Raw genomic sequence first — 22,349 nt, 5'->3', positions numbered from 1 at the left:
GCGACAATAACGCGTCGATAATAGAGGAACTCGCATGCCGATTCAGGTTCTGCCCCCCCAACTGGCTAACCAGATAGCTGCCGGAGAAGTGGTGGAACGCCCAGCCTCCGTGGTGAAGGAACTGGTGGAGAACAGCCTTGATGCCGGGGCGACCCGAATTGATATTGATATCGATCGCGGTGGGGCAAAACGCATTCGGATTCGCGACAACGGTGCCGGGATCGGCAAAGACGATCTGGCGTTGGCGTTGGCGCGTCATGCAACCAGCAAAATTGCCACTCTGGACGATCTTGAGGCGATTATCAGCCTGGGCTTTCGCGGCGAGGCGCTGGCGAGTATCAGCTCTGTCTCGCGCTTAACGCTGACTTCTCGCACTGCGGAGCAGAACGAAGCGTGGCAAGCATATGCGGAAGGTCGCGATATGGCGGTGACGGTAAAACCGGCAGCGCATCCGGTGGGGACCACACTGGAAGTGCTCGATCTGTTCTACAACACCCCCGCGCGTCGTAAATTCTTGCGCACAGAAAAAACAGAGTTTGCCCACATTGATGAAGTGGTGCGACGCATCGCGCTGGCTCGCTTCGATGTGGCTATCACCCTCAACCACAATGGTAAAATGATCCTCCAGTATCGTGCTGCGCCGGAAGCTTCGCAGCATGAGCGTCGCGTCGGCAGTATTTGTGGCCCGCTATTTTTGCAGCATGCTTTGCGTATTTCCTGGCAGCACGGCGATTTGGCGATCCACGGTTGGGTTGTCGATCCTGAGGGGGCCAAACAGCTGAGCGACATGCAGTATTGCTATGTGAATCAACGCATGATGCGCGATCGGTTGATTAACCATGCCATTCGCCAGGCTTATCAAGATAGCCTCAGCGGTGAGCAGCAACCTGCCTATCTGTTGTTTTTTGAGGTGGATCCGCATCAGGTTGATGTCAATGTGCATCCGGCCAAACACGAAGTGCGTTTCCATCAGTCGCGTCTGGTGCACGATTTTATCTACCAGGCGGTGGTGAGCGTATTGCAGCAGGCGTCTGAGCTACCGTTGGCGGCTGTTGCTTCAGACGTGGCAACGGATACCGCGTCGTGGCAGCCAGAAAATCGCACCGCCGCAGGGGAAAACCAATTTGCTCAGCCCGCGCGCACGGCTGCGCAGGCGACACCGAAAACGGCGGATATCCCGGCACGTCAGGTGAAGGAGAGTGGCGCGACCTATCAGCCGCGCGCGTCCCACACGCCAGGGCGGGGGAAAATGCCCACCACTGGCGCACCCTACCAGAAAAAACAGGGCGAGCTTTACCAGACGTTATTGAAAACCGCGCCAGCAGCGGAGGTCGTTCAAGAACCTAACGGCACCGTGGCGCCTGCTTCTGGGCCGGATCTGGATCCGGTGAGCGTCACTCAGGGATTTGGCAGGCTGTTAACCGTATTCCCGCCCAGTTTCGCGCTGGTGGAGTATCAGCACGGGTTGGCGATGGTGTCGCTGACGCACGCCGAGCGCTACCTTAAGCGCGCGCAATTGCTGCCGCCGGAACAAGGGTTACGTCCGCAGCCATTGCTGATTCCGCAGCGCTTGACGGTGGAAAAAAGTGAGCGCGAAGCGCTGCTGCGCTATCAAGCGTTACTGGCGCAGTTTGGTATCGATATTGCGCTGGAGTCCCAGCGGGCGCTGTTGCGTGCCGTACCTTTACCATTGCGCCAACAAAATTTACAAAACTTGATCTCTGAACTGTTAGGCTATCTTGCGCTGCAACCAGCGTGCACTCCCGAGCAACTGGCGACCTGGTTGTCGGAGCAACTGCACAGCGACCATGAGCGTTGGAGTCAGGCGCAGGCGATACAACTCTTGACAGAAATAGAGCGTCTTTGCCCGGAACTTCCGAAACAGCCGCCCGCGTCGCTGTTGCAGCGAGTAAGTGTTGATGATGCCATTAAGGATTTGAAAGTATGACTGAATTATCTAATGCTGCCCATCCTCCTGCGATTTTTATCATGGGTCCGACGGCGTCAGGAAAAACCGCGCTGACGATGGCGTTGCGACAATCATTGCCCGTTGAGTTGATTAGTGTGGACTCCGCCCTTATCTATAAAGGAATGGATATTGGCAGCGCCAAACCCAGTGCAGAGGAGTTGGCTCAGGCACCGCACCGTCTGATTGATATTCTTGATCCGACACAGGCCTATTCTGCTGCGGATTTCCGCCGCGATGCGTTGCGGGAGATGGCAGAGATTACCGCTGCCGGGCGTATTCCCCTGCTGGTTGGGGGAACTATGTTGTACTTCAAGGCGCTGTTGGAAGGGCTGTCACCGCTGCCTTCAGCGGATATGGCCGTGCGCCAGCGCATCGAAGCGCAGGCGAATGAGCAAGGATGGGAAGCGCTTCACCGCCAATTGTGTGAGATTGATCCCGTTGCAGCAGCTCGGATTCATCCAAATGATCCGCAGAGACTGTGCCGGGCACTGGAAGTTTTTTTCGTTTCAGGTAACACTTTAACTGAACTGACAAAAACAGCGGGTGAGGCGTTGCCTTACCGTGTACATCAGTTTGCCATCGCACCGGTCACGCGCGAGCTGTTGCACGAGCGTATTGCGTTGCGTTTTCAGCAGATGCTGGCGGCAGGATTTGAGACGGAAGTTCGTTCGCTCTTTGCCCGGGGCGATTTACATAAGGATTTGCCGTCTGTTCGTTGTGTTGGTTATCGCCAGATGTGGTCATATTTATCAGGCGAATTTGATTACGATGAGATGGTGTTCCGCGGTATCTGCGCGACACGTCAGTTGGCGAAACGTCAAATGACCTGGCTGCGCGGTTGGGACGGCATACATTGGCTGGACAGTGAAAAACCGCAGGATGCGTTTGAACGTGTGATGGCGGTGGTGCAGGCACCTTGATGTGCGGGTTTATTATGCGTGCATAGTTAGTGCATAGGGTGGCCGATTGTGTACAATTGGCGAATCTCAGCGCACAATTTTTTTACATCATTATTTTAGAGCCTTGGGGTTCTTTGTTACAAACAACAAGCAAATAAGGAAAATATAGAATGGCTAAGGGGCAATCTTTGCAAGACCCGTTCCTGAACGCGCTGCGTCGCGAACGTGTTCCGGTTTCTATTTATTTGGTGAATGGTATCAAGTTGCAGGGCCAGATCGAGTCTTTCGATCAGTTCGTTATCTTGTTGAAAAACACGGTTAGCCAGATGGTGTATAAGCATGCTATCTCCACCGTGGTGCCGTCTCGTCCGGTTTCTCATCACAGCAACTACCATGGTGGTTCGTCTGCAAATCAGCAGTCGTCGGCGCAGGAAAGTGATGACGCGGAATAACGCGTATTGCGCTTTCACCCCGGTGGGGAGTCTGTACACATCGCTAGCGCTTTCCACCAGGGTGTTTTTCGTTTGTTTGAGAGGTCGCACGTTTGTTTGACCGTTATGAAGCCGGTGAACGGGCCGTATTGGTTCATATTTATTTCTCGCAAGACAAAGATACGGACGATTTGCTGGAGTTTGAATCTCTGGTTTCCTCCGCCGGTATCGAGTCATTGCAGGTGATCACCGGTAGCCGCAAGGCACCGCACTCCAAGTATTTTGTGGGTGAAGGCAAGGCTGAAGAAATTGCGCAGGCGGTGAAAGCCACCGACGCTTTTGTTGTGTTGTTTAACCATGCGCTGACGCCTGCTCAGGAATGTAACCTTGAGCGTTTGTGCGAATGCCGTGTTATCGACAGAACCGGATTGATTCTGGATATTTTTGCCCAGCGTGTGCGTACTCACGAGGGGAAATTGCAGGTTGAACTGGCGCAGTTGCGTCACCTTGCCACGCGATTGGTGAGGGGATGGACGCACCTTGAACGTCAGAAAGGGGGGATTGGCCTGCGTGGACCGGGTGAAACCCAGCTCGAAACCGACCGTCGCTTGTTGCGTAACCGTATCAGCCAAATCCTGTCTCGTCTTGAGCGCGTGGAGAAGCAGCGTGAACAAGGTCGTCGCGCCAGAACGCGCGCGGATGTGCCTACGGTTGCTCTGGTGGGCTACACCAACGCCGGAAAATCCACCCTGTTTAACGAAATGACAGCGACAGGCGTCTATGCTGCCGATCAGCTGTTTGCTACGTTGGATCCCACGTTGCGACGTATTAACGTTGCGGACGTGGGCGATACGGTGTTGGCCGACACCGTGGGCTTTATTCGTCACTTGCCGCACGATTTGGTGGCGGCGTTTAAAGCGACATTGCAGGAAACGCGTCAGGCGTCTTTGCTGTTGCACTTAGTGGATGCTGCCGATCCTCGTATCGACGAGAATATTGCGGCGGTAAACGATGTGTTGGCAGAGATCGAAGCTGATGAGATTCCTGTTTTGCTCGTGATGAACAAAATCGACATGCTGGACGGTTTCGTTCCGCGTATCGATCGCAACGAAGAGAATGTGCCGGTCAGGGTATGGCTTTCTGCCCAGACGGGTGACGGGATTTCATTGTTATTTCAGGCATTGACGGAGCGGTTGTCAGGGGACATCGCACATTATTCCCTGAGCCTTCCTTCGCAGGCAGGACGCCTTCGTGGTCGTTTTTACCAGCTTCAGGCAATAGAAAAAGAATGGATTGAGGAAGACGGTCGCGTGGGTCTTATCGTGCGTATGCCGATGGTGGACTGGCGTCGTCTTTGCAAACAAGAGCAAGAACTCGCGGATTATGTGGTTTGACATCAGCATTGCGGTTGATACCAGAATAGTTCGGCGGACTCTGGGATATTGAACCTGAAGAACACCAATCATAAAAGAATGGAGCTAAAACATGGCGTGGAATCAGCCCGGTAATAACGGACAGGACCGCGACCCGTGGGGGAGCAGCAATAATCAAGGCGGCAACTCTGGCGGAAACAATAATAAAGGCGGCCGGGATCAAGGTCCTCCCGATCTGGATGATATCTTCCGCAAGCTGAGCAAAAAGCTGGGCGAACTGGGCGGAAGCAGAAATTCAGGCAACGGCAGCGGCACCTCTGGTGGCGGCTTGGGTGGCCGGGTCATCGGTATTGTCGCCGTGGCGGCAGTCGTGATTTGGGCTGCGAGCGGCTTTTATACCATCCGAGAAGCAGAGCGCGGCGTGGTGACACGCTTTGGTAAGTTCAGCCACCTAGTAGGTCCGGGTCTGAACTGGAAGCCAACTTTTATCGACTCTGTTCGTGCGGTAAACGTGGAATCGGTGCGTGAATTGGCGACATCGGGCGTGATGTTGACGTCGGATGAAAACGTGGTGCGTGTGGAGATGAACGTTCAGTATCGTGTGACTGAGCCGGAACGTTATCTGTTTAGCGTGACCAATGCCGATGACAGTCTGCGTCAGGCTACCGACAGCGCCCTGCGTGGTGTTATCGGTAAATACACCATGGATAAAATCCTCACTGAGGGGCGCTCCATCGTGCGTACTGACACGCAACGCGTATTGGAAGAAACCATTCGCCCTTACAACATGGGGTTGACCCTGTTGGACGTCAACTTCCAGACGGCGCGTCCGCCAGAGGAAGTGAAAGCGGCATTTGATGATGCCATTGCAGCACGTGAAAACGAGCAGCAATACATTCGTGAAGCAGAAGCTTACGCCAACGAAGTGCAGCCGCGTGCCAATGGTCAGGCACAGCGCGTACTGGAAGAAGCGCGTGCTTATCGTGCTCGCGTCACGCTTGAAGCACAGGGTGAAGTGGCTCGCTTTGCCAAGATTCTGCCGGAGTATAAAGCCGCACCAGAAATCACCCGCGAGCGTCTCTATATCGAAAGCATGGAGCGCGTACTGGGTCACACCCGAAAAGTGTTGGTTAATGACAAAGGCAATAGCCTGATGGTACTGCCGCTGGATCAACTGATGCGTGGCCAGGTGGGTAATACCAGCGGTAACACCGCCAGCAATACCACAGCGGCGTCGATGCGTTTACCAGCAGCACCAAATAATACCAGTGCCACTTCCGGACAAACCCGTACCAGCACAGGCGGGACCATCATGGACCAGCGTCGCGCAAACGCGCAGCGTGATTTTGGGAGAGAATAATAATGCGTAAGTCTATCGTTTTTATCCTCGTCCTGGTGCTGATGTCGCTTTATGCCTCAGTGTTTGTCGTGCAGGAAGGTCAGCGCGGGATCGTCATGCGCTTTGGCAAAGTATTGCGCGATGACGAGAACAAACCGGTTATCTACTCACCGGGTTTGCAGTTCAAAGTGCCGTTTATCGACACCGTGAAGATGTTGGATGCGCGTATTCAGACCATGGAAAATCAGGCCGATCGCTTCATCACCTCGGAGCAGAAAGACCTGATTGTGGATTCTTACATCAAATGGCGTATCAGCGATTTCAGCCGTTACTACCTGGCGACAGGCGGTGGGGACATCTCTCAGGCAGAAGTGTTGCTTAAACGTAAATTCAGTGACCGTTTGCGTTCTGAAATTGGCCGCTTGGACGTGCGTGGTATCGTAACGGATTCCCGTGGTCGACTGATGCTGGATGTGCGTGACGCGTTGAACACCGGTTCCGGGGAAACGACCGAAGCCGATAGCGCCATTGCCTCTGCGGCAGCGCGCGTCGAGCAGGAAACCAAAGGCGACCAGCCGCGCGTCAACCCGAACAGTATGGCTGCGTTGGGGATCGAAGTGATCGACGTGTGTATCAAGCAGATCAACCTGCCGACCGAAGTGTCGGACGCGATCTTTGCCCGTATGCGTGCAGAGCGTGAAGCGGTTGCCCGCCGTCACCGTTCTCAAGGTCAGGAGCAGGCTGAGAAACTGAAAGCCGTGGCGGATTATCTGGTTACCCGCACACTGGCTGAAGCGGAACGTGAAGCGCTGATCATGCGCGGTGAAGGGGATGCTGAAACGACTAAACTGTTTGCCAACGCGTTTAGTGAAGATCCGAACTTTTACGCCTTTATTCGTAGCCTGCGTGCGTATGAAGCCAGCTTCAACGACAATCAGGACGTGATGGCGCTTAGCCCGGATAGTGACTTCTTCCGCTATATGCGTTCGCCAGCGACTTCGCTTGCTCGCTAATCATCGTTAACGTTATCTACCACAAGCCCGTATGATTATACGGGCTTTTTTAATGGCAAAATTTTCCATCGGAGTGGGTATGAGTATCACCATTTGGCTGGCGCTGGGCCTTGTCTTGATTGTTGAAGGGCTGGGGCCACTGCTGTTTCCACGTATTTGGCGTCGTATGATTCTGGCGATGGCGTAGCAGCCAGACACTATTTTGCGCCGTTTTGGCAGCGGATTAGTGGTTGCCGGCATCGTGATTTACTACATGTTGCGTCATCGGACAGGAAGCTAAATTGCATCAAAAAATGTGCGCAAACGTATGCTAAAAGTACTGAAAGCATCCAAATGAGATGGTAGAATCCATTTTTAAGCAACCTGGTGATTCTTGAAATGGGTAAGAACGTCGTCGTACTGGGCACCCAATGGGGTGACGAAGGTAAAGGCAAGGTCGTTGACCTGCTGACTGAACGGGCTAAGTATGTTGTGCGCTACCAGGGTGGTCACAATGCTGGTCACACTCTGGTTATCAACGGTGAAAAAACCGTCCTTCACTTAATTCCCTCTGGCATTCTGCGTGAAAACGTTGTCAGCATCATCGGTAACGGTGTTGTACTGGCGCCTGATGCGCTGATGAAAGAGATGACCGCATTGGAAGCGCGCGGTGTTCCGGTACGCGAGCGTCTGCTGCTTTCTGAAGCTTGTCCGCTGATTCTTCCTTATCACGTCGCGTTAGATAACGCGCGCGAAAAAGCGCGTGGCGCGAAAGCTATCGGTACTACCGGTCTCGGTATTGGCCCGGCGTATGAAGATAAAGTGGCGCGTCGTGGTCTGCGCGTAAGCGATCTGTTCGATAAGCAGGCGTTTGCCGTTAAGCTGAAAGAGATCGTCGAGTACCACAACTTCCAACTGGTTAACTATTACAAAGTGGAAGCGGTGGACTATCAGAAAGTGCTGGATGAGGTGCTGGCGATTGCCGACATTCTGACGGCGATGGTGGTAGACGTCTCCGATCTGTTGTTCAAAGCGCATCAGCGTGGCGATCTGGTGATGTTTGAAGGCGCGCAAGGCACGCTGCTGGATATTGACCACGGTACCTACCCGTACGTAACTTCCTCTAACACTACGGCGGGTGGTGTGGCTACCGGTTCTGGTCTGGGGCCGCGTTACGTGGATTACGTGCTGGGTATCGTCAAGGCTTACTCTACCCGTGTCGGTGCTGGTCCGTTCCCCACCGAGCTGTTTGATGATGTCGGTGAACATCTGTCGCAGAAAGGCAATGAGTTTGGCGCAACGACGGGCCGTCGTCGCCGTACCGGTTGGCTGGATGCGGTGGCTGTGCGTCGCGCAGTACAGATCAACTCCTTGTCAGGTTTCTGCATGACCAAACTGGACATGCTGGACGGCCTGAAAGAAGTGAAGATCTGTGTCAGCTACCGTATGCCTAATGGTGACGAAGTGGATGTGACTCCGCTGGCGGCTGAAGGCTGGGAAGGCATTGAGCCTATCTATGAAACCCTGCCAGGCTGGACGGAAAGCACCTTCGGTGTGAAAGAGCACAGCAAACTGCCGCAGGCTGCGCTGAACTACATCAAGCGCGTGGAAGAAGTTACCGGCGTTCCGGTTGATATCATCTCCACGGGGCCTGACCGCAGCGAAACCATGATCCTACGCGATCCGTTTGATGCGTAATACTGACACTGCATTAAGCGCTTAAACGAAAAAAGGACGGGAAACCGTCCTTTTTTGTCTTTGGCATTCGCTTTACAGCGCGGTATTTTCATCCTGCGCGGATGCCGCTTTCTTCTCCAACGCGGCCCGTGTTGTGAATATTTCCGAATCCGCCGTTACTCATCACCAGAATATGATCTCCCGGTTGGGCGGTTTTGGCGATCATCTCTACCAGTGTGTCGATGTCCGCGCTCCAGTGAGCGGGCTGCACGCAGGCATCAGCCACTTCAGCGACTTGCCACGGAATGTGCTGCGGTTGGAACAGAAACACTTCATCTGCACGTCCTAACGACGGGGCCAGTTCGTTCTTGCTGACGCCCATTTTCATGGTGTTAGAGCGTGGCTCGCTCCAGCACGGCCAGAATACGTGCTGTTCTGCCTACTTTGCTGCGTAATGCGGCCAGCGTGGCAAGAATTGCCGTAGGGTGGTGAGCAAAATCGTCATAGACGCTGATGTTGTTGGCGGTACCGCGCAGTTCAAGGCGACGACGCGCATTAATAAACCCGCCTAGCGCACGGCAGGCTTCTTCCGCAGGCACACCCACATGGCGCGCCGCCGCGATGGCCATCAACGCGTTATGCATGTTGTGCTCGCCCACCAGCTTCCAGCGCACTTCACCGACCCATTCATCGTTCAGATAAACCTGAAATTCACTGGTATCGGTCGTGACTTTTTTCGCTTTCCAGGCACCATCGTCGCCAACCAGTTCCTGCTCGCTCCAACAGCCCATCCCCATCACCTGTTTAAGATGCAGGTCGTTGTCCGGCAATATGATTTTGCCCGTTCCCGGCACCAGGCGAACCAGATGGTGGAACTGTTTTTGAATGGCTTTCAGATCGTCAAAAATATCCGCATGATCGAATTCAAGGTTATTCAGGATCAGCGTGCGCGGCGCGTAGTGCACGAATTTTGAACGTTTGTCAAATAACGCACAGTCATATTCATCCGCTTCCACTACCATAAAGGTGCCGCCGCCCAATCGGGCAGAAACGGTGAAATTGCCGGGGACACCGCCGATCACGAACCCAGGTTCATAGCCGCAGGCTTTCAGAATCCAGGTCACCATACCTGCGGTAGTGGTTTTCCCGTGGGTGCCTGCAACGGCAATCACCCAGCGCTCTCGCAGTACGGCGTCGTGCAGCCACTGTGGCCCAAGACATAGGGGATATTTTTTTCTAACACGGCCTCAATGCAGGGATTGCCGCGGCTCATGGCGTTGCCAATAATAACCAGATCGGGAGCCGGATCCAGCTGCGCCGGATCGTATCCTTGAATGAGGCTGATGCCTTGTTCTTCCAGCAACGTGCTCATCGGAGGATAGACGTTGGCATCCGAACCGGTAACATCATGTCCCAGTGAGCGAGCAGTGCCAGACCGCCCATAAAGGTGCCACAGATGCCAACAATATGAATACGCATAGATTTTCCATCGATTCCTGAATGTCTTCGCGTATTCTAGCGCCTGGATTACGCATAAGAAATGGATTTGACTAGGTGCGGCTTTCTGTTTGGGCTACACTGCATGCGCAAACATGAGCGGTAAAAATTGAAACCGCTTTTCATTCGTAGATTCTGGAATAGTGTTATGAAAACGTTAGGCGAATTTATCGTCGAAAAACAGCACGATTTCTCTCACGCAACCGGTGAACTGACCGCGCTGTTGTCCGCACACAAGCTGGGCGCCAAAATTATTCATCGTGATATCAACAAAGCTGGGCTGGTTGATATTCTCGGAACCAGTGGCGTGTCGAACGTTCAGGGCGAAGTGCAGATGAAGTTGGATCTGTATGCCAATGAAAAACTGAAAGCGGCACTGAAAGCGCGTGGTGAAGTAGCAGGGATTGCCTCCGAAGAAGAAGATGAGATCGTCATTTTTGAAGGCGACCGTGGCCTGAATGCCAAATATGTGGTGTTGATGGATCCGCTGGATGGCTCTTCCAACATTGATGTTAACGTTTCTGTTGGGACCATCTTCTCCATTTATCGTCGTATTACCCCACTGGGTACGCCGGTAACGGAAGCGGATTTCCTGCAACCGGGTAACAAGCAGGTCGCGGCAGGTTATATCGTATACGGCTCCTCTACCATGCTGGTCTACACCACTGGGCACGGCGTTCATGCCTTTACCTACGATCCTTCCCTTGGCGTTTTCTGTTTGTCGCACGAGCGTGTGCATTTCCCGGAAAAAGGGAACATGTACTCGATTAACGAAGGGAACTACATCAAATTCCCTCAGAGTGTGAAGAAGTATATCAAGTACTGTCAGGAACAGGATGAAGCAACGCAGCGTCCTTACACCTCACGCTATATCGGCTCGCTGGTCGCAGATTTTCACCGTAACCTGCTAAAAGGCGGCATCTACCTGTACCCGAGCGCCGCGAGCTATCCGAAAGGTAAACTGCGTCTGCTTTACGAATGCAACCCGATGGCGTTTTTGGCGGAACAGGCAGGCGGTAAAGCGAGCGATGGCGCGCGTCGTATTCTCGACATTACGCCGGAAAAATTGCACCAGCGTTGTCCGTTCTTTGTCGGCACCGAGTCTATGGTGAACGATGTGGAACGTTTCATCGCTGAGTATCCGGACGAATAGCAACGGTTTGCGCGAACGACGAACGCCGCTGAGAGGTACAGGGTATACCTTTACTGCCCCGGCGTTTGACGACTGAACCAGCTTTCCAGAATAATGACGGCCGAGGTGGCATCTACTTGGCCTTTATCCAGCGCGCGAAACCCACCGCGTTCAAACAGATCTGCCCGTGCCTCTACGGTGCTCAGCCGTTCATCCTGTAGCTCTACCGGCTTGCCGAAACGGCCATGCAAGCGGTTGGCGAACTTGCGCGCTCTCGCGGTCAGCGGCTGCTCGGTGCCGTCCATGTTTAGCGGCAATCCCACCACGATTAAATCAGGCTGCCACTCGTTGAGCATTTTTTCTACCTTGCTCCAGTCAGGCACACCGTCCTGCGCTTTGAACGCCGTAAGCGGTCGCGCGGTGCCAGTGACCTCTTGGCCGATGGTCACGCCAATACTTTTGGTGCCAAAATCAAAGGCAATGAGGGTTCGGTTCGCCATCAGGCATGCCCCGCATCTGTCACGATATTGTGGATATCGATACCGATTCTCTTGGCCGCCATTCGCCAACGCTCTGCAATCGGCGTATGAAACAGAATATCGGCTTCAGCGGGCGTGGTAAGCCAAACGTTTTCCAGCAGTTCACTTTCCAATTGCCCTTGTTTCCAGCCTGAATAGCCCAGAGCAACCAGCGTTTCTCGTGGCTGTGTCGGCGTGCCCAGCGTTTCCAGCACATCTTTTGACGTCGTAACCATGACATCGCTGGAGATACTGATGCTGGAGCCAAAACCCGATTGCGGCGTGTGCAGAATAAAGCCGCGATCGTCCGCCAATGGGCCACCGGAAAATATCGGTTTATCCAGGCGAATATCGGTGCCGCGCGGTGTCGGCTCGATATGCAGTTTGCTCAGGATATCTTCCACCGAGAACTGATCCATCGGTTTGTTGACAATCAGCCCCATCGCGCCTTCTTCATTGTGCTCGAAAATATAGACGAGGGAGCGTTTGAAAACCGGGTCCTGAACGGCTGGCATGGCGATAAGAAAATGATGCTGTGAATTCATTGTGCGTGGTTATTCGCTCTTGTCAGGGGAAAGGATAAGCCCGTGTTACCACGGGCTGGTATCGGTGGGTATCCGTCATGCTGGGCACTGTAATACAGGATACCTTAACGCGAAGTACATTAACGCTGGCGATCTGCCAGGCGGCGCTCAATGGCATCCATCAACATACCGGTGATGGAAACGTCAGGAAAGGCGGCTTCGATTTCCCGCATGCAAGTGGGGCTGGTCACGTTGATCTCTGTCAGTCGATCACCGATGACGTCAAGGCCGACAAAAATCAGCCCTTTCTGTTTCAACGTAGGAGCCACGGCGCGAGCAATTTCCCAGTCGCTTTCCGTCAGCGGTCGCGCTTCACCACGTCCACCCGCGGCCAGATTACCGCGCGTTTCTCCGCTTTTCGGGATGCGCGCCAGGCAATAGGGCACTGGCTCGCCGTCCACCACCAGAATACGTTTGTCACCGTCTTTGATGGCGGGCAGGTAGTTTTGCGCCATGCAGTAGCGCTGGCCGTGTTCAGTCAGCGTTTCGATGATGACCGATACGTTGGCGTCATCCTGTTTCAGACGAAAAATTGATGCGCCGCCCATGCCATCCAGCGGTTTGAGGATCACATCACCATGCTGCTGGTGGAACTGACGCAGCTTGTCTGCGCGGCGCGTGACCAGTGTATCCGGCGTCAGGTGCAGGAACCAGGCGGTAAACAGCTTTTCGTTACAGTCGCGCAGGCTTTGTGGTTTGTTGACGATCAGCGTGCCTTTTTCTTCTGCCCGCTCCAGTATATAGGTGGCATAGATGAATTCGGTGTCGAACGGCGGATCCTTGCGCATCAGGACCGCATCCAGTTCGTGCAGGGCGATGTCCTGTTCGCCGTGAAAATCGTACCAGCCCTCATAGTCGTACTGTACGCTGAGGCTACGCGTAGTGGCGCGGGCTTCACCAGCATGAAGATAAAGGTCGTTCATCTCCATGTAATGCAGCTCATAACCACGGCATTGTGCTTCCAGCAGCATGGCAAAGCTAGTGTCTTTCTTGATGTTGATGGAGTCGATAGGATCCATCACGATGCCGAGCTTGATCATGGTTTTTCTCCTTTACCCCACATCGCCGAAACGCACCTGTAAGGCGGTAATGGCGGTAAGTGCGGTCGTTTCAGTACGTAAAACTTCAGTACGTAAAACGCGCGGCCCCAACAGGATGTCAGTGAAGTGGTGCTGGGCCGTCATGGCGATCTCATCGGCAGACAGTCCCCTTCGGGGCCAATGAGCAGCCGGACGCGCGTGAGCGGTGCCGGCAGCGTATTGATGCTGTGCGTTGCGCGCGGGTGCAAATTCAGTTTTTGTGCTTCTTCGTGCTCGAAGCACCAGGCCTCCAGCGTCATGGCGGGTCGGATTCCAGGAATCCGATTTCGGTCACACTGTTCACAGGCGGCGATGGCGATTTTTTTCTCCAGTCGCTCACCGTCCAATTTTACGCTGCAACGTTCAGAAAACAGCGGCGTGATGACATTAACACCGAGTTCAATGGATTTTTGCACGGTGAACTCCATCTTTTTTCCCCGCGACATCACCTGACCGAGGTGCAGATGGAGCGGTGACTCTTTGTCCTCCCAAACGCCTTGTTGCGCGCGGACGAGAACCTGTTTTTTACTGACCGACAGGATTTCGGCTGAAAAAACATGGTTGCTGCCGTCAAAAAGCTGCAACGCCTCGCCCGGATTCATGCGTAGCACGCGGCCCACATGATTGGCTGCATCCTCGCTCAATTCGATGTCACCCCCCCCCGTGAGCGGTAGTGTCTCGGGGGGGGGGGGAATACACGGTATTCGCATAGGTCTATCTTGGCCTTTTGTGGTTCACAAGCGCGTGTTTGGCGGCGATGTTTTCTACGGTGCCGCCGCGGCAAATGTCGTGGTCAGCGGCGCTGGTTGAACGCTCTATAGTAGGTAGTGGAACTAGCGCTGGCAAGCCTGCTGAACGTAAGGATTATGATTCCCCTGCTGCTCGGCAATACGCTGGTCGCGGGTGCACTCCCAAGGGGTGACGGGATAGCGCTTGTCCCACGTGGTAAACAGCTGGGTTTGCCGGCTGGAAAGCCGTAGCTGGTAGCGGTCTCGCATATAAAAATAGGTCCGGGCGATGGCACCACGCGCTTGCTCTGGCGGCTCTGCCAGTTTGTTTTTGAAATCAATCTTCATCGCGCATTGACCGTACTGGCCTTCGCCTCCGTTCCACTGACCATACATGAAGTTACCGCGATCGCCATTGACCTCGCCAATACTAGGTTGCAGATTGTGCAAATCGGTTTCCATTTCGCGATAAACCTCATCGCGGGTACAGTTCTTTCTGCCGCCTTCTTGCCAGCATTGATGTTGATGGCCGAATTGCCAGGTGGGTACTACGTGTTCCCACTCAATACGCTGCGCGCGATCGGAGTTTTTGCGCACGGTATAACCGCAGGAGGTGAGATCGGGGGTGCCTTTTTTGCCTTTCCAGGAGATACGGCATCCGCAATAGAAGGTGCCTGGTGCATCCTGATGAATGCGTGCGGCAACAGCTTTGGCCTGAGTGAAATTGTTGATGGTTTGCGCTGCGGCAAACGCCGAAAACAGTGCGCCACTCAGCGCAGAAATCACAAGAATGTTGCGAAGCATATTCCAACTCTACCCACTGGCGTAAAACGCACAGAGTAGCGAATGTTAGCGCGTCGCGCAAATGGATACTGTGCGTTTTTATCACAAGGCAAAGGGAAAACGTTTAGTGTTAAGCCGTCGCGTCAAACTCTAGCGGCTTACCGCACTTCAGGCAGCGATAGGTGGCATCGCTGCGTTGGGCGCGGTAGTGGCGGCGTACGCTCAATTGGTGTTGCTGGCAGGCGCAACGGTAAGGATAGGTTTTGCCTTGCACCGATGCAGTGGCGAAGCGGTGCGTGCGTCTGGCCGGGGTTTGCAGAATCTGCTCCATCATCCAGCGCCATTCTTTGCCGTGGGGAGCGACGCGGCCGAATCGGGCATACACCAGCAGATGAGCCAGTTCGTGGGGCACCACCTCATCGATGAAAGCGCGTCGATTTTCCAGCAGCAGTACCGGATTCAGACGGATTTCCCATTGCTGCAACCAGGCTGTCCCCGCGGTTGCGCCGCGCTGCTGATAACTGACACCGGGCTCCGGGTACTGACTGCCTAAGGCTTGATTGGCTAACAGGAGCCGCTCACGCAGACAGTGCATGACAGCTTGATGGAGCGCGGTGGGAATGCGAGGCGTGTTCATGGCTGGGAGGATAGATCGCGAAAAAATCGGATGCAACTGAAATGCTGAAGGGGGATTCCTCTCCAGCCAAAGGCCGGAGAAGAACGTCCTGTGGTGTTTACAGACCGGCTGCTGCGCGCAGCTGTGCGGCCTTGTCGATTTTTTCCCACGGGAGGTGCTCACGACCAAAGTGACCGTAAGCGGCAGTTTCCTGATAGATCGGGTGCAGCAGATCGAGCATCTGGATCAACCCGTAAGGACGCAGATCGAAGAACTCGCGTACCAGTTGAGTGAGGTGCTCTGCCGGGATTTTTTCTGTGCCAAAGGTTTCGATCATGATTGAGGTCGGTTCAGCCACGCCGATGGCGTAGGAAACCTGAATCTCACAGCGATCGGCCAAACCCGCAGCGACAATGTTCTTCGCCACGTAACGTGCAGCGTAGGCAGCTGAACGGTCAATCTTGGACGGGTCTTTACCAGAGAACGCGCCGCCGCCGTGGCGCGCTGCGCCGCCGTAGGTATCCACGATAATCTTGCGACCGGTCAAACCGCAGTCACCCATAGGGCCACCGATAACGAAACGGCCTGTCGGGTTGATAAAGAATTTGGTGGTGGCGGAGAGCCATTCAGAGGGCAGAACCGGTTTGATGATCTCTTCCATCACAGCTTCATGCAAATCGCTTTGCGCAAAATCTTCTGCGTGCTGCGTTGACAGGACGACCGCGTCAATACCGACGATCTTGCCGTCGTCATACTGGAAGGTGACCTGGCTTTTTGCATCCGGACGCAGCCACGGTAGCGTGCCATTCTTGCGTACTTCAGCCTGACGCTGCACCAAACGGTGAGCGTAGGTGATGGGGGTTGGCATCAGCACATCTGTTTCATTGGTGGCATAGCCAAACATCAGGCCCTGGTCGCCAGCGCCTTGTTCCAGCGGATCGCTGCGATCGACGCCCTGATTGATGTCAGGCGACTGTTTGCCGATGGCGCTTAACACTGCGCAGGAGTTGGCATCAAACCCCATTTCGGAGTTAACGTAACCAATCTCACGCACGGTGCGGCGTGTGATCTCCTCAATATCCACCCAGGCGCTGGTGGTGATCTCACCGCCCACTAACACCATACCGGTTTTCACGTAAGTCTCACAGGCGACACGCGCCTTGGGGTCTTGTTCCAAAATGGCGTCAAGAACCGCATCAGAGATCTGGTCTGCAATCTTGTCCGGATGCCCTTCAGAAACGGATTCCGACGTAAAAAGGTGTTTAGCCATGCGTTTTTATACCTTCAAAGCAATGCTGTAGTAGAGGTGTGTCAGTCAAATAGTATAGATGGATTAACATCTGGATGGCTATTCTAGGTCACTTGTCGGACGGATTACCAGCGGTTTTTTGTTTCAGAACTTCTATCATCGGAATTTTGTATTGCCGTTTTTTTCTGTTTAGTCGGCTGAAAAGTGATTTTCATTTTGCTTTTCCCCCCACATACCGGTATAAACGGCGAGCGGTTGCAGTGCTCCGTAAAGCGTAGCGGAATGTGTTCACGTTCCCTGTTTTGACCCATAGCCTGACCGCAATCTTTGCGGCGGCACGGAGGTGATAGGCTTAATGATCCATGGTTTGCCGAGTCCGTTGCATTCGCAACAGGTTTCTTTTGACGTATCGGCGTCAAATACTCAGCCTTTCTTTTTTTCTTCCCACTCTGCTGTTTCCCGAAGTCGCGTGTCCATGAGCTTAACGCAGGACTCCCGGGCAGGCTGATACGCCCGTGTTCTGGGTGTTTTGCCGCGTTTGCGTGCGTTGTCTTTCTATTTTTTTAGGTCTGTAACCCAACGTCGTGTGCTGTCGCTTCTGTTGCGCAGGCACGGATTGTTACGTTTTCTCTCGCGGGTGCGACGGAGTCTGATAGCGTGTTTTACTACACTAATAAAAGTCACATAACGGCGGCATACTTCATGCAGCCAGTTTTTTCACCGCTGTCGCCATCAACGCGGATGGTAGAGACGCAGCGTTTTGGGACAGGTAGTGATGTGATGAGTGGAGATGAGTGGAATGGAAGAAGAGGTTCGTTATGTCTGACGATATGATTGAAAATGGCTCGTCAGCGACGGGTAAACGTGAATATTTGCGCTCTATGCAAGAGGTGGCCATGAATGACCGCCATGCCAGCGAGATGCTACGGACGTACAACATTGCCTGGTGGGGCAACAACTATTACGACGTGAACGAGTTGGGGCATATCAGCGTTTGTCCGGATCCGGACGTGCCGGAAGCCCGTGTCGATCTGGCGCAGCTGGTGAAAGAGACGCAGCAGGACAATCAGCGTTTGCCTGCGCTGTTTTGTTTTCCGCAAATCCTGCAACACCGTTTGCGTTCCATCAACGCCGCGTTTCGCCGGGTGCGTGAGTCCTTTGGCTATGAGGGCGGCTATTTCCTGGTGTATCCCATCAAGGTTAACCAGCATCGGCGCGTGATTGAATCGCTGGTGAATTCGGGTGAGCCTTTGGGGCTGGAGGCGGGTTCAAAAGCCGAGCTGATGGCGGTGCTGGGTCATGCGGGTATGACGCGTACCGTGATCGTGTGTAACGGTTACAAGGATCGCGAGTACATCCGTCTGGCGCTGATTGGCGAAAAATTGGGGCACAAGGTGTATCTGGTCATCGAGAAGATGTCCGAGATAAAACTGGTGCTGGAAGAAGCCGAACAGCTCAATGTGATACCACGCCTCGGCGTGCGTGCCCGTCTGGCCTCACAGGGGTCGGGCAAGTGGCAATCCAGCGGCGGTGAAAAATCCAAGTTTGGGCGGCGGCCGTGCAGGTTCTGCAACTGGCGTGCGTGAGTCCGCCCGTTTCTATGTCGAACTGCACAAGCTGGGCGTCAACATTCAGTGCTTCGACGTCGGCGGTGGGTTGGGCGTGGACTATTAGGGAACCCGTTCTCAATCCGACTGCTCCGTGAACTATGGCCTGAACGAATACGCCAATAACGTGATTTGGGGCATTTGCGCTGCCTTCTCCAAGTTTGATGACTTTTCGTTTAAACAGGATAGTGGCGATCAGCAGCAGGGAATTTTTGTCGTGAACGCCATATTTGTTTAACAATCTCGCTTTGCTGTTGAGTACAGACTTTTTATTGATACCCACCCTTTCCGCTATCACCTCCGGCGAATAGCCCTCACTCCAGTACTGAAATACGGCATGTTCGGATTTGGAAAGTTTGACGGGCTGAGCAGCACTACGTTCATGGATCTCTTCTATATTCATTATGTTAGAAAAGTAACGGGTGGGTGTCGATTTAGGAATAAGCACGGTCTTTTCATCAATGCAGACCGGCTCGTGGTTTGAATTGTTGATAATGATGAAAACGGAAACAATGTCATAAAAGTGACATTTTATTGATGCGTAGTATTCCTCGAAGCCTTCACTCGCACCATCGATGATAAAAATGCATTTTTTTCTTCCCTGGGGTATCAATGTAAATCGGTTAGCGGACTTTACATGCAGCGAAGGGATACATGAAAAAATCTCACGTAAGCCGACAAGCGTAAAGTTGCATTTGCTAAAAATTCTCACATCCATGGTGTTTTGACTTTATGAGTTTATTTAAAAAAAACATATCTCAAATATTGTTGTCAATATTGTGCTCGTCGGGTTAGGTTATCCAAAATCACTGTGAAATAATTTGAAATATTCGTCTGTTTTACGAATCCACTTCCTCAAAAATAGGGCTGAAGGAATTAATTAACCTATCTCAATGATAAAATTGATAAATTTTTACAAGTTTTCATTGGTTATCATATCAAATTTAGGAAATTTTCCTATTAAAAAATGTAATGTATTTAAAATACAGTGGTTTACGCCATTGCATTAATAGGTCTCAATGCAATAATTAATCTATTTAGTTGGTTGGATTTTTATTATTAATTACTTTTATTTATTTTTATAATTTTACGGATATTGATGGAGATGACAATCCTTTATGTAACGCGTTGTCAAAGAGGATACTGTCACTATTATTAATTATCCATGTTGATTAAATGGTTTTTTTGCTAAGAAAAAATAAACAATATCAAGAGTTATCCGCAGCGGATAATTGCAGCGACGTAATAGGTGCTTTACGCCACTGGGGAATGGCTGTCTGTTGGGTTACTTGCCTGCGGCGATACGATCGCGAATGTGTTGCGCGCGTTCTTCGGCCGTAGGGTGTGAATCAAACATGCTGCTTTGTCGGCCCGCATCCAGTTTGGCCAGTTTCTCAAAGCTGTTGGCTAGCCCCTGTGGGTTGCTGCCGCGCTGTTTTAGCAGCTCGAAAGAGTAGTCGTCGGCCTGACGTTCTTGCGTTTGAGAAAATTGTGCATTGACCAGCTGTTCTCCCACATCAGCCAACTGGGATTGTGATAACGAGGTTGCCACGCCGCCCGCAGAGGCGACGGCAGTACTGGCCGCGCTGGTGGCATAGGCTACCTGCATCGCCTTACGGCTATGGCCCAAGGCCACATGCCCCATTTCATGCCCCAATACGCCTTCGACTTCATTGTCCGTCATGATATCCATTAACCCGCTATAGACGCGAATGCAGCCGTTGGCCATCACCTCTTTGGTCAGATACACCTTATAGTTGGCGGGGGTGCCATTGATATCGTGCCCGAGTGCATCGGCGATGTTGTTCAGCCGTTTTGTATAGCTGCTGTCGGCGGGCGCGATTTTGACCTCTTTATCCATTTGTGCACAAGACTGTTAGCTGAGCGTTTTTACCTGAGCATCGCTCAGTGTGGCCGCCTGAAACGCTTGCACCCAAGATTGCATCAGGGTGTTGTTATCCAGATTTTGGCAGCCGCTTAACAGACTGGCGATCATCAGGGCTAACAGTGGTGTTCTGATCCTCATACCCTTATCTTCCTCAATGGTTTTCAGGCACATACTGGTTCTGTCTACGGTAAGGCAGAAGAGGTGTCCCTTTTTATCGACCACTATGATGAAACTCGGTTTCAAAATAGAGGAAAGTGAATGGTCTTAATATCGGAAAACGGCGAATTCACTCGCACTTTTAGCAGGCTTTCTTGCATGTATGATAGTTAAAATCCTGTTTGGCGCAAAATAGCCATGAAATCCTCTTATTTCGCCAATGGTTCCATGTGCAATCGCCAGCATTTTCATGTACATTTATAGTCATCTCTCTTTGGTCTTTCTGGCTAACGTATTGATTATTAAACATATGTTTGGCAAGATATCTGTTCAATCCGATCTGGAGTAAAGCATGTCCTCTCGTAAAGAACTTGCCAACGCAATCCGCGCACTCAGCATGGATGGCGTGCAAAAAGCCAAATCCGGTCACCCGGGCGCACCCATGGGTATGGCAGATATCGCCGAAGTCCTGTGGCGCGATTACCTTAATCACAACCCGGCTAACCCGCACTGGGCCAACCGCGACCGTTTCGTGCTCTCCAACGGTCACGCCTCCATGCTCATCTACAGCCTGCTGCACCTCACCGGCTACAACCTGCCGATTGACGAGCTGAAAAACTTCCGCCAGCTGCATTCCAAAACCCCGGGTCATCCGGAGTATGGCTACACCGACGGCGTGGAAACCACCACCGGTCCGCTCGGGCAGGGCATTGCCAATGCGGTCGGCATGGCGCTGGCGGAACGCACGCTGGCCGCGCAGTTCAACCGCCCGGGCCACGATATCGTTGACCACTTCACCTACGTGTTCATGGGTGATGGCTGCATGATGGAAGGCATCTCCCACGAGGTGTGTTCGCTGGCCGGTACCCTGAAGCTGGGCAAACTGGTGGCATTCTATGATGACAACGGCATCTCCATTGACGGTCACGTGGAAGGCTGGTTTACCGATGACACCGCTGCCCGTTTCGAAGCCTACGGCTGGCACGTGGTGCGTGGGGTGGACGGCCATGACGCCGATGCCATCACCCGTGCTATCGAACAGGCGCACGCCGTCACGGACAAACCGTCGCTGCTGATGTGCAAAACCGTGATTGGTTTCGGTTCACCCAACAAGGCCGGCACCCACGATTCCCACGGCGCGCCGCTGGGTGACGCTGAAGTCGCTGCTTCGCGTGAACAGCTGGGCTGGAAATACCCGCCGTTTGAAATCCCGGCCGATATCTATGCTGCCTGGGATGCCAAAGCTACCGGGGCCAAAAAAGAGAGCGCCTGGAGCGAGACGTTTGCCGCCTATGCCAACGCCTATCCGGAACTGGCTGCCGAATTCAAACGCCGCACCGTCGGAGACCTGCCCGCCAACTGGCAGGCTGATGCCCAGAAATTCATTGAAGACCTGCAGGCTAACCCGGCGAAAATCGCCAGCCGCAAGGCCTCGCAGAATACGCTGGAAGCTTATGGCAAGCTGCTGCCGGAATTCCTCGGCGGCTCTGCCGACCTGGCACCGAGTAACCTGACCATCTGGTCCGGCTCGGTCTCGCTGGATAAAGACCCGGCGGGCAACTACATCCACTACGGGGTGCGCGAGTTCGGCATGACCGCCATCGCCAACGGTCTGGCGCTGTACGGCGGCTTCCTGCCGTACAGCGCCACCTTCCTGATGTTTGTGGAATACGCCCGTAACGCGGTGCGCATGGCGGCGCTGATGAAAATCCGCAGTATCTACGTCTACACCCATGACTCCATCGGTCTGGGCGAAGACGGCCCGACGCACCAGCCGGTAGAACAGCTGGCCAGCCTGCGCGTGACGCCGAATATGAACACCTGGCGTCCGG

The 22,349-nt window shown here is 53.4% G+C and carries 15 protein-coding genes and 6 pseudogenes; 11 read left to right on the top strand and 10 right to left on the bottom strand.

Going from position 1 to position 22,349, the window contains the following annotated elements:
- Positions 1-34 precede the first annotated feature (34 nt).
- From mutL to ACMZI0_RS16330, 8 genes and pseudogenes are all read left to right on the top strand, one after another.
- Positions 35-1,948, top strand: a complete 1,914-nt coding sequence (mutL, locus tag ACMZI0_RS16365; RefSeq protein ID WP_415673760.1) for a DNA mismatch repair endonuclease MutL — start codon at positions 35-37, stop codon at positions 1,946-1,948.
- Positions 1,945-2,889: a tRNA (adenosine(37)-N6)-dimethylallyltransferase MiaA gene (miaA, locus tag ACMZI0_RS16360; protein WP_415673759.1), complete on the top strand. Its 945-nt coding sequence runs from the start codon at positions 1,945-1,947 to the stop codon at positions 2,887-2,889. The genes mutL and miaA overlap by 4 nt, the downstream gene beginning before the upstream one ends.
- A 149-nt stretch (positions 2,890-3,038) precedes the next feature.
- A complete protein-coding gene (gene hfq / locus ACMZI0_RS16355; protein WP_415673758.1) occupies positions 3,039-3,320 on the top strand; it encodes an RNA chaperone Hfq in 282 nt (93 codons plus the stop codon).
- Positions 3,321-3,412: 92 nt separating this feature from the next.
- Positions 3,413-4,693: a ribosome rescue GTPase HflX gene (gene hflX / locus ACMZI0_RS16350; protein ID WP_415673757.1), complete on the top strand. Its 1,281-nt coding sequence runs from the start codon at positions 3,413-3,415 to the stop codon at positions 4,691-4,693.
- Positions 4,694-4,784: 91 nt separating this feature from the next.
- Positions 4,785-6,032, top strand: a complete 1,248-nt coding sequence (hflK, locus tag ACMZI0_RS16345) for an FtsH protease activity modulator HflK (RefSeq protein WP_415673756.1) — start codon at positions 4,785-4,787, stop codon at positions 6,030-6,032.
- 2 nt (positions 6,033-6,034) lie between these two features.
- Complete coding sequence (hflC, locus tag ACMZI0_RS16340) at positions 6,035-7,024, top strand: protease modulator HflC (protein ID WP_415673755.1); 990 nt, start codon at positions 6,035-6,037, stop codon at positions 7,022-7,024.
- Positions 7,025-7,103: 79 nt separating this feature from the next.
- Positions 7,104-7,304: pseudogene (locus ACMZI0_RS16335) on the top strand (DUF2065 domain-containing protein).
- Positions 7,305-7,402: 98 nt separating this feature from the next.
- Entirely contained in the window at positions 7,403-8,701 is a 1,299-nt protein-coding gene (locus ACMZI0_RS16330; protein WP_415673754.1) for an adenylosuccinate synthase, read from the top strand.
- Between the two features lie 88 nt (positions 8,702-8,789).
- On the opposite strand, the pseudogene mpl reads toward ACMZI0_RS16330, so the two are convergent.
- Positions 8,790-10,159: pseudogene (gene mpl / locus ACMZI0_RS16325) on the bottom strand (UDP-N-acetylmuramate:L-alanyl-gamma-D-glutamyl-meso-diaminopimelate ligase).
- A gap of 166 nt (positions 10,160-10,325) precedes the next feature.
- Between mpl and fbp the strand changes: the two are divergent.
- Positions 10,326-11,330, top strand: a complete 1,005-nt coding sequence (fbp, locus tag ACMZI0_RS16320) for a class 1 fructose-bisphosphatase (protein ID WP_415673753.1) — start codon at positions 10,326-10,328, stop codon at positions 11,328-11,330.
- A 50-nt stretch (positions 11,331-11,380) separates the two neighbouring features.
- Here fbp and ruvX read toward each other — a convergent pair whose 3' ends face one another.
- The 7 genes and pseudogenes from ruvX to metK all read right to left on the bottom strand — a co-directional run bounded on the left by ruvX (position 11,381) and on the right by metK (position 16,887).
- Positions 11,381-11,809 (bottom strand): Holliday junction resolvase RuvX, encoded by a 429-nt coding sequence (ruvX, locus tag ACMZI0_RS16315; RefSeq protein WP_415673752.1) that lies wholly within the window; start codon positions 11,807-11,809, stop codon positions 11,381-11,383.
- Entirely contained in the window at positions 11,809-12,372 is a 564-nt protein-coding gene (locus ACMZI0_RS16310; RefSeq protein ID WP_415673751.1) for a YqgE/AlgH family protein, read from the bottom strand. The genes ruvX and ACMZI0_RS16310 overlap by 1 nt, the downstream gene beginning before the upstream one ends.
- Before the next feature lie 119 nt (positions 12,373-12,491).
- Positions 12,492-13,451 (bottom strand): glutathione synthase, encoded by a 960-nt coding sequence (gene gshB, locus ACMZI0_RS16305; protein ID WP_415673750.1) that lies wholly within the window; start codon positions 13,449-13,451, stop codon positions 12,492-12,494.
- Positions 13,452-13,463: 12 nt separating this feature from the next.
- Positions 13,464-14,200, bottom strand: a pseudogene (rsmE, locus tag ACMZI0_RS16300) (16S rRNA (uracil(1498)-N(3))-methyltransferase).
- Between the two features lie 123 nt (positions 14,201-14,323).
- Entirely contained in the window at positions 14,324-15,022 is a 699-nt protein-coding gene (gene endA / locus ACMZI0_RS16295) for a deoxyribonuclease I (RefSeq protein ID WP_415673749.1), read from the bottom strand.
- A gap of 109 nt (positions 15,023-15,131) precedes the next feature.
- Positions 15,132-15,638, bottom strand: a complete 507-nt coding sequence (locus ACMZI0_RS16290) for a SprT family zinc-dependent metalloprotease (RefSeq protein WP_415673748.1) — start codon at positions 15,636-15,638, stop codon at positions 15,132-15,134.
- A gap of 97 nt (positions 15,639-15,735) precedes the next feature.
- Positions 15,736-16,887 carry a methionine adenosyltransferase gene (metK, locus tag ACMZI0_RS16285; RefSeq protein WP_415673747.1) on the bottom strand — a complete coding sequence of 384 codons (1,152 nt, stop codon included), beginning with the start codon at positions 16,885-16,887 and terminating at the stop codon, positions 15,736-15,738.
- A gap of 797 nt (positions 16,888-17,684) precedes the next feature.
- Here metK and ACMZI0_RS16280 point away from each other — a divergent pair.
- A pseudogene (locus tag ACMZI0_RS16280) lies at positions 17,685-18,615 on the top strand (arginine decarboxylase); the annotation flags it as partial.
- A gap of 18 nt (positions 18,616-18,633) precedes the next feature.
- Here the strand turns inward: ACMZI0_RS16280 and ACMZI0_RS16275 are convergent.
- Positions 18,634-19,191 (bottom strand): annotated as a pseudogene (locus tag ACMZI0_RS16275) (helix-turn-helix transcriptional regulator); the annotation flags it as partial.
- 567 nt (positions 19,192-19,758) lie between these two features.
- A pseudogene (locus ACMZI0_RS16270) lies at positions 19,759-20,499 on the bottom strand (M48 family metalloprotease).
- Between the two features lie 370 nt (positions 20,500-20,869).
- On the opposite strand from ACMZI0_RS16270, the gene tkt reads away from it, so the two are divergent.
- On the top strand, positions 20,870-22,349 hold a 1,480-nt coding region (tkt, locus tag ACMZI0_RS16265; RefSeq protein WP_415673746.1), incomplete at its 3' end, for a transketolase.

It is taken from the genome of Symbiopectobacterium sp., from assembly GCF_047692315.1.
In the GTDB taxonomy this organism is placed as follows: Bacteria; Pseudomonadota; Gammaproteobacteria; order Enterobacterales; family Enterobacteriaceae; genus Symbiopectobacterium.
This window is presented reverse-complemented; position numbering and strand designations above follow the sequence as displayed.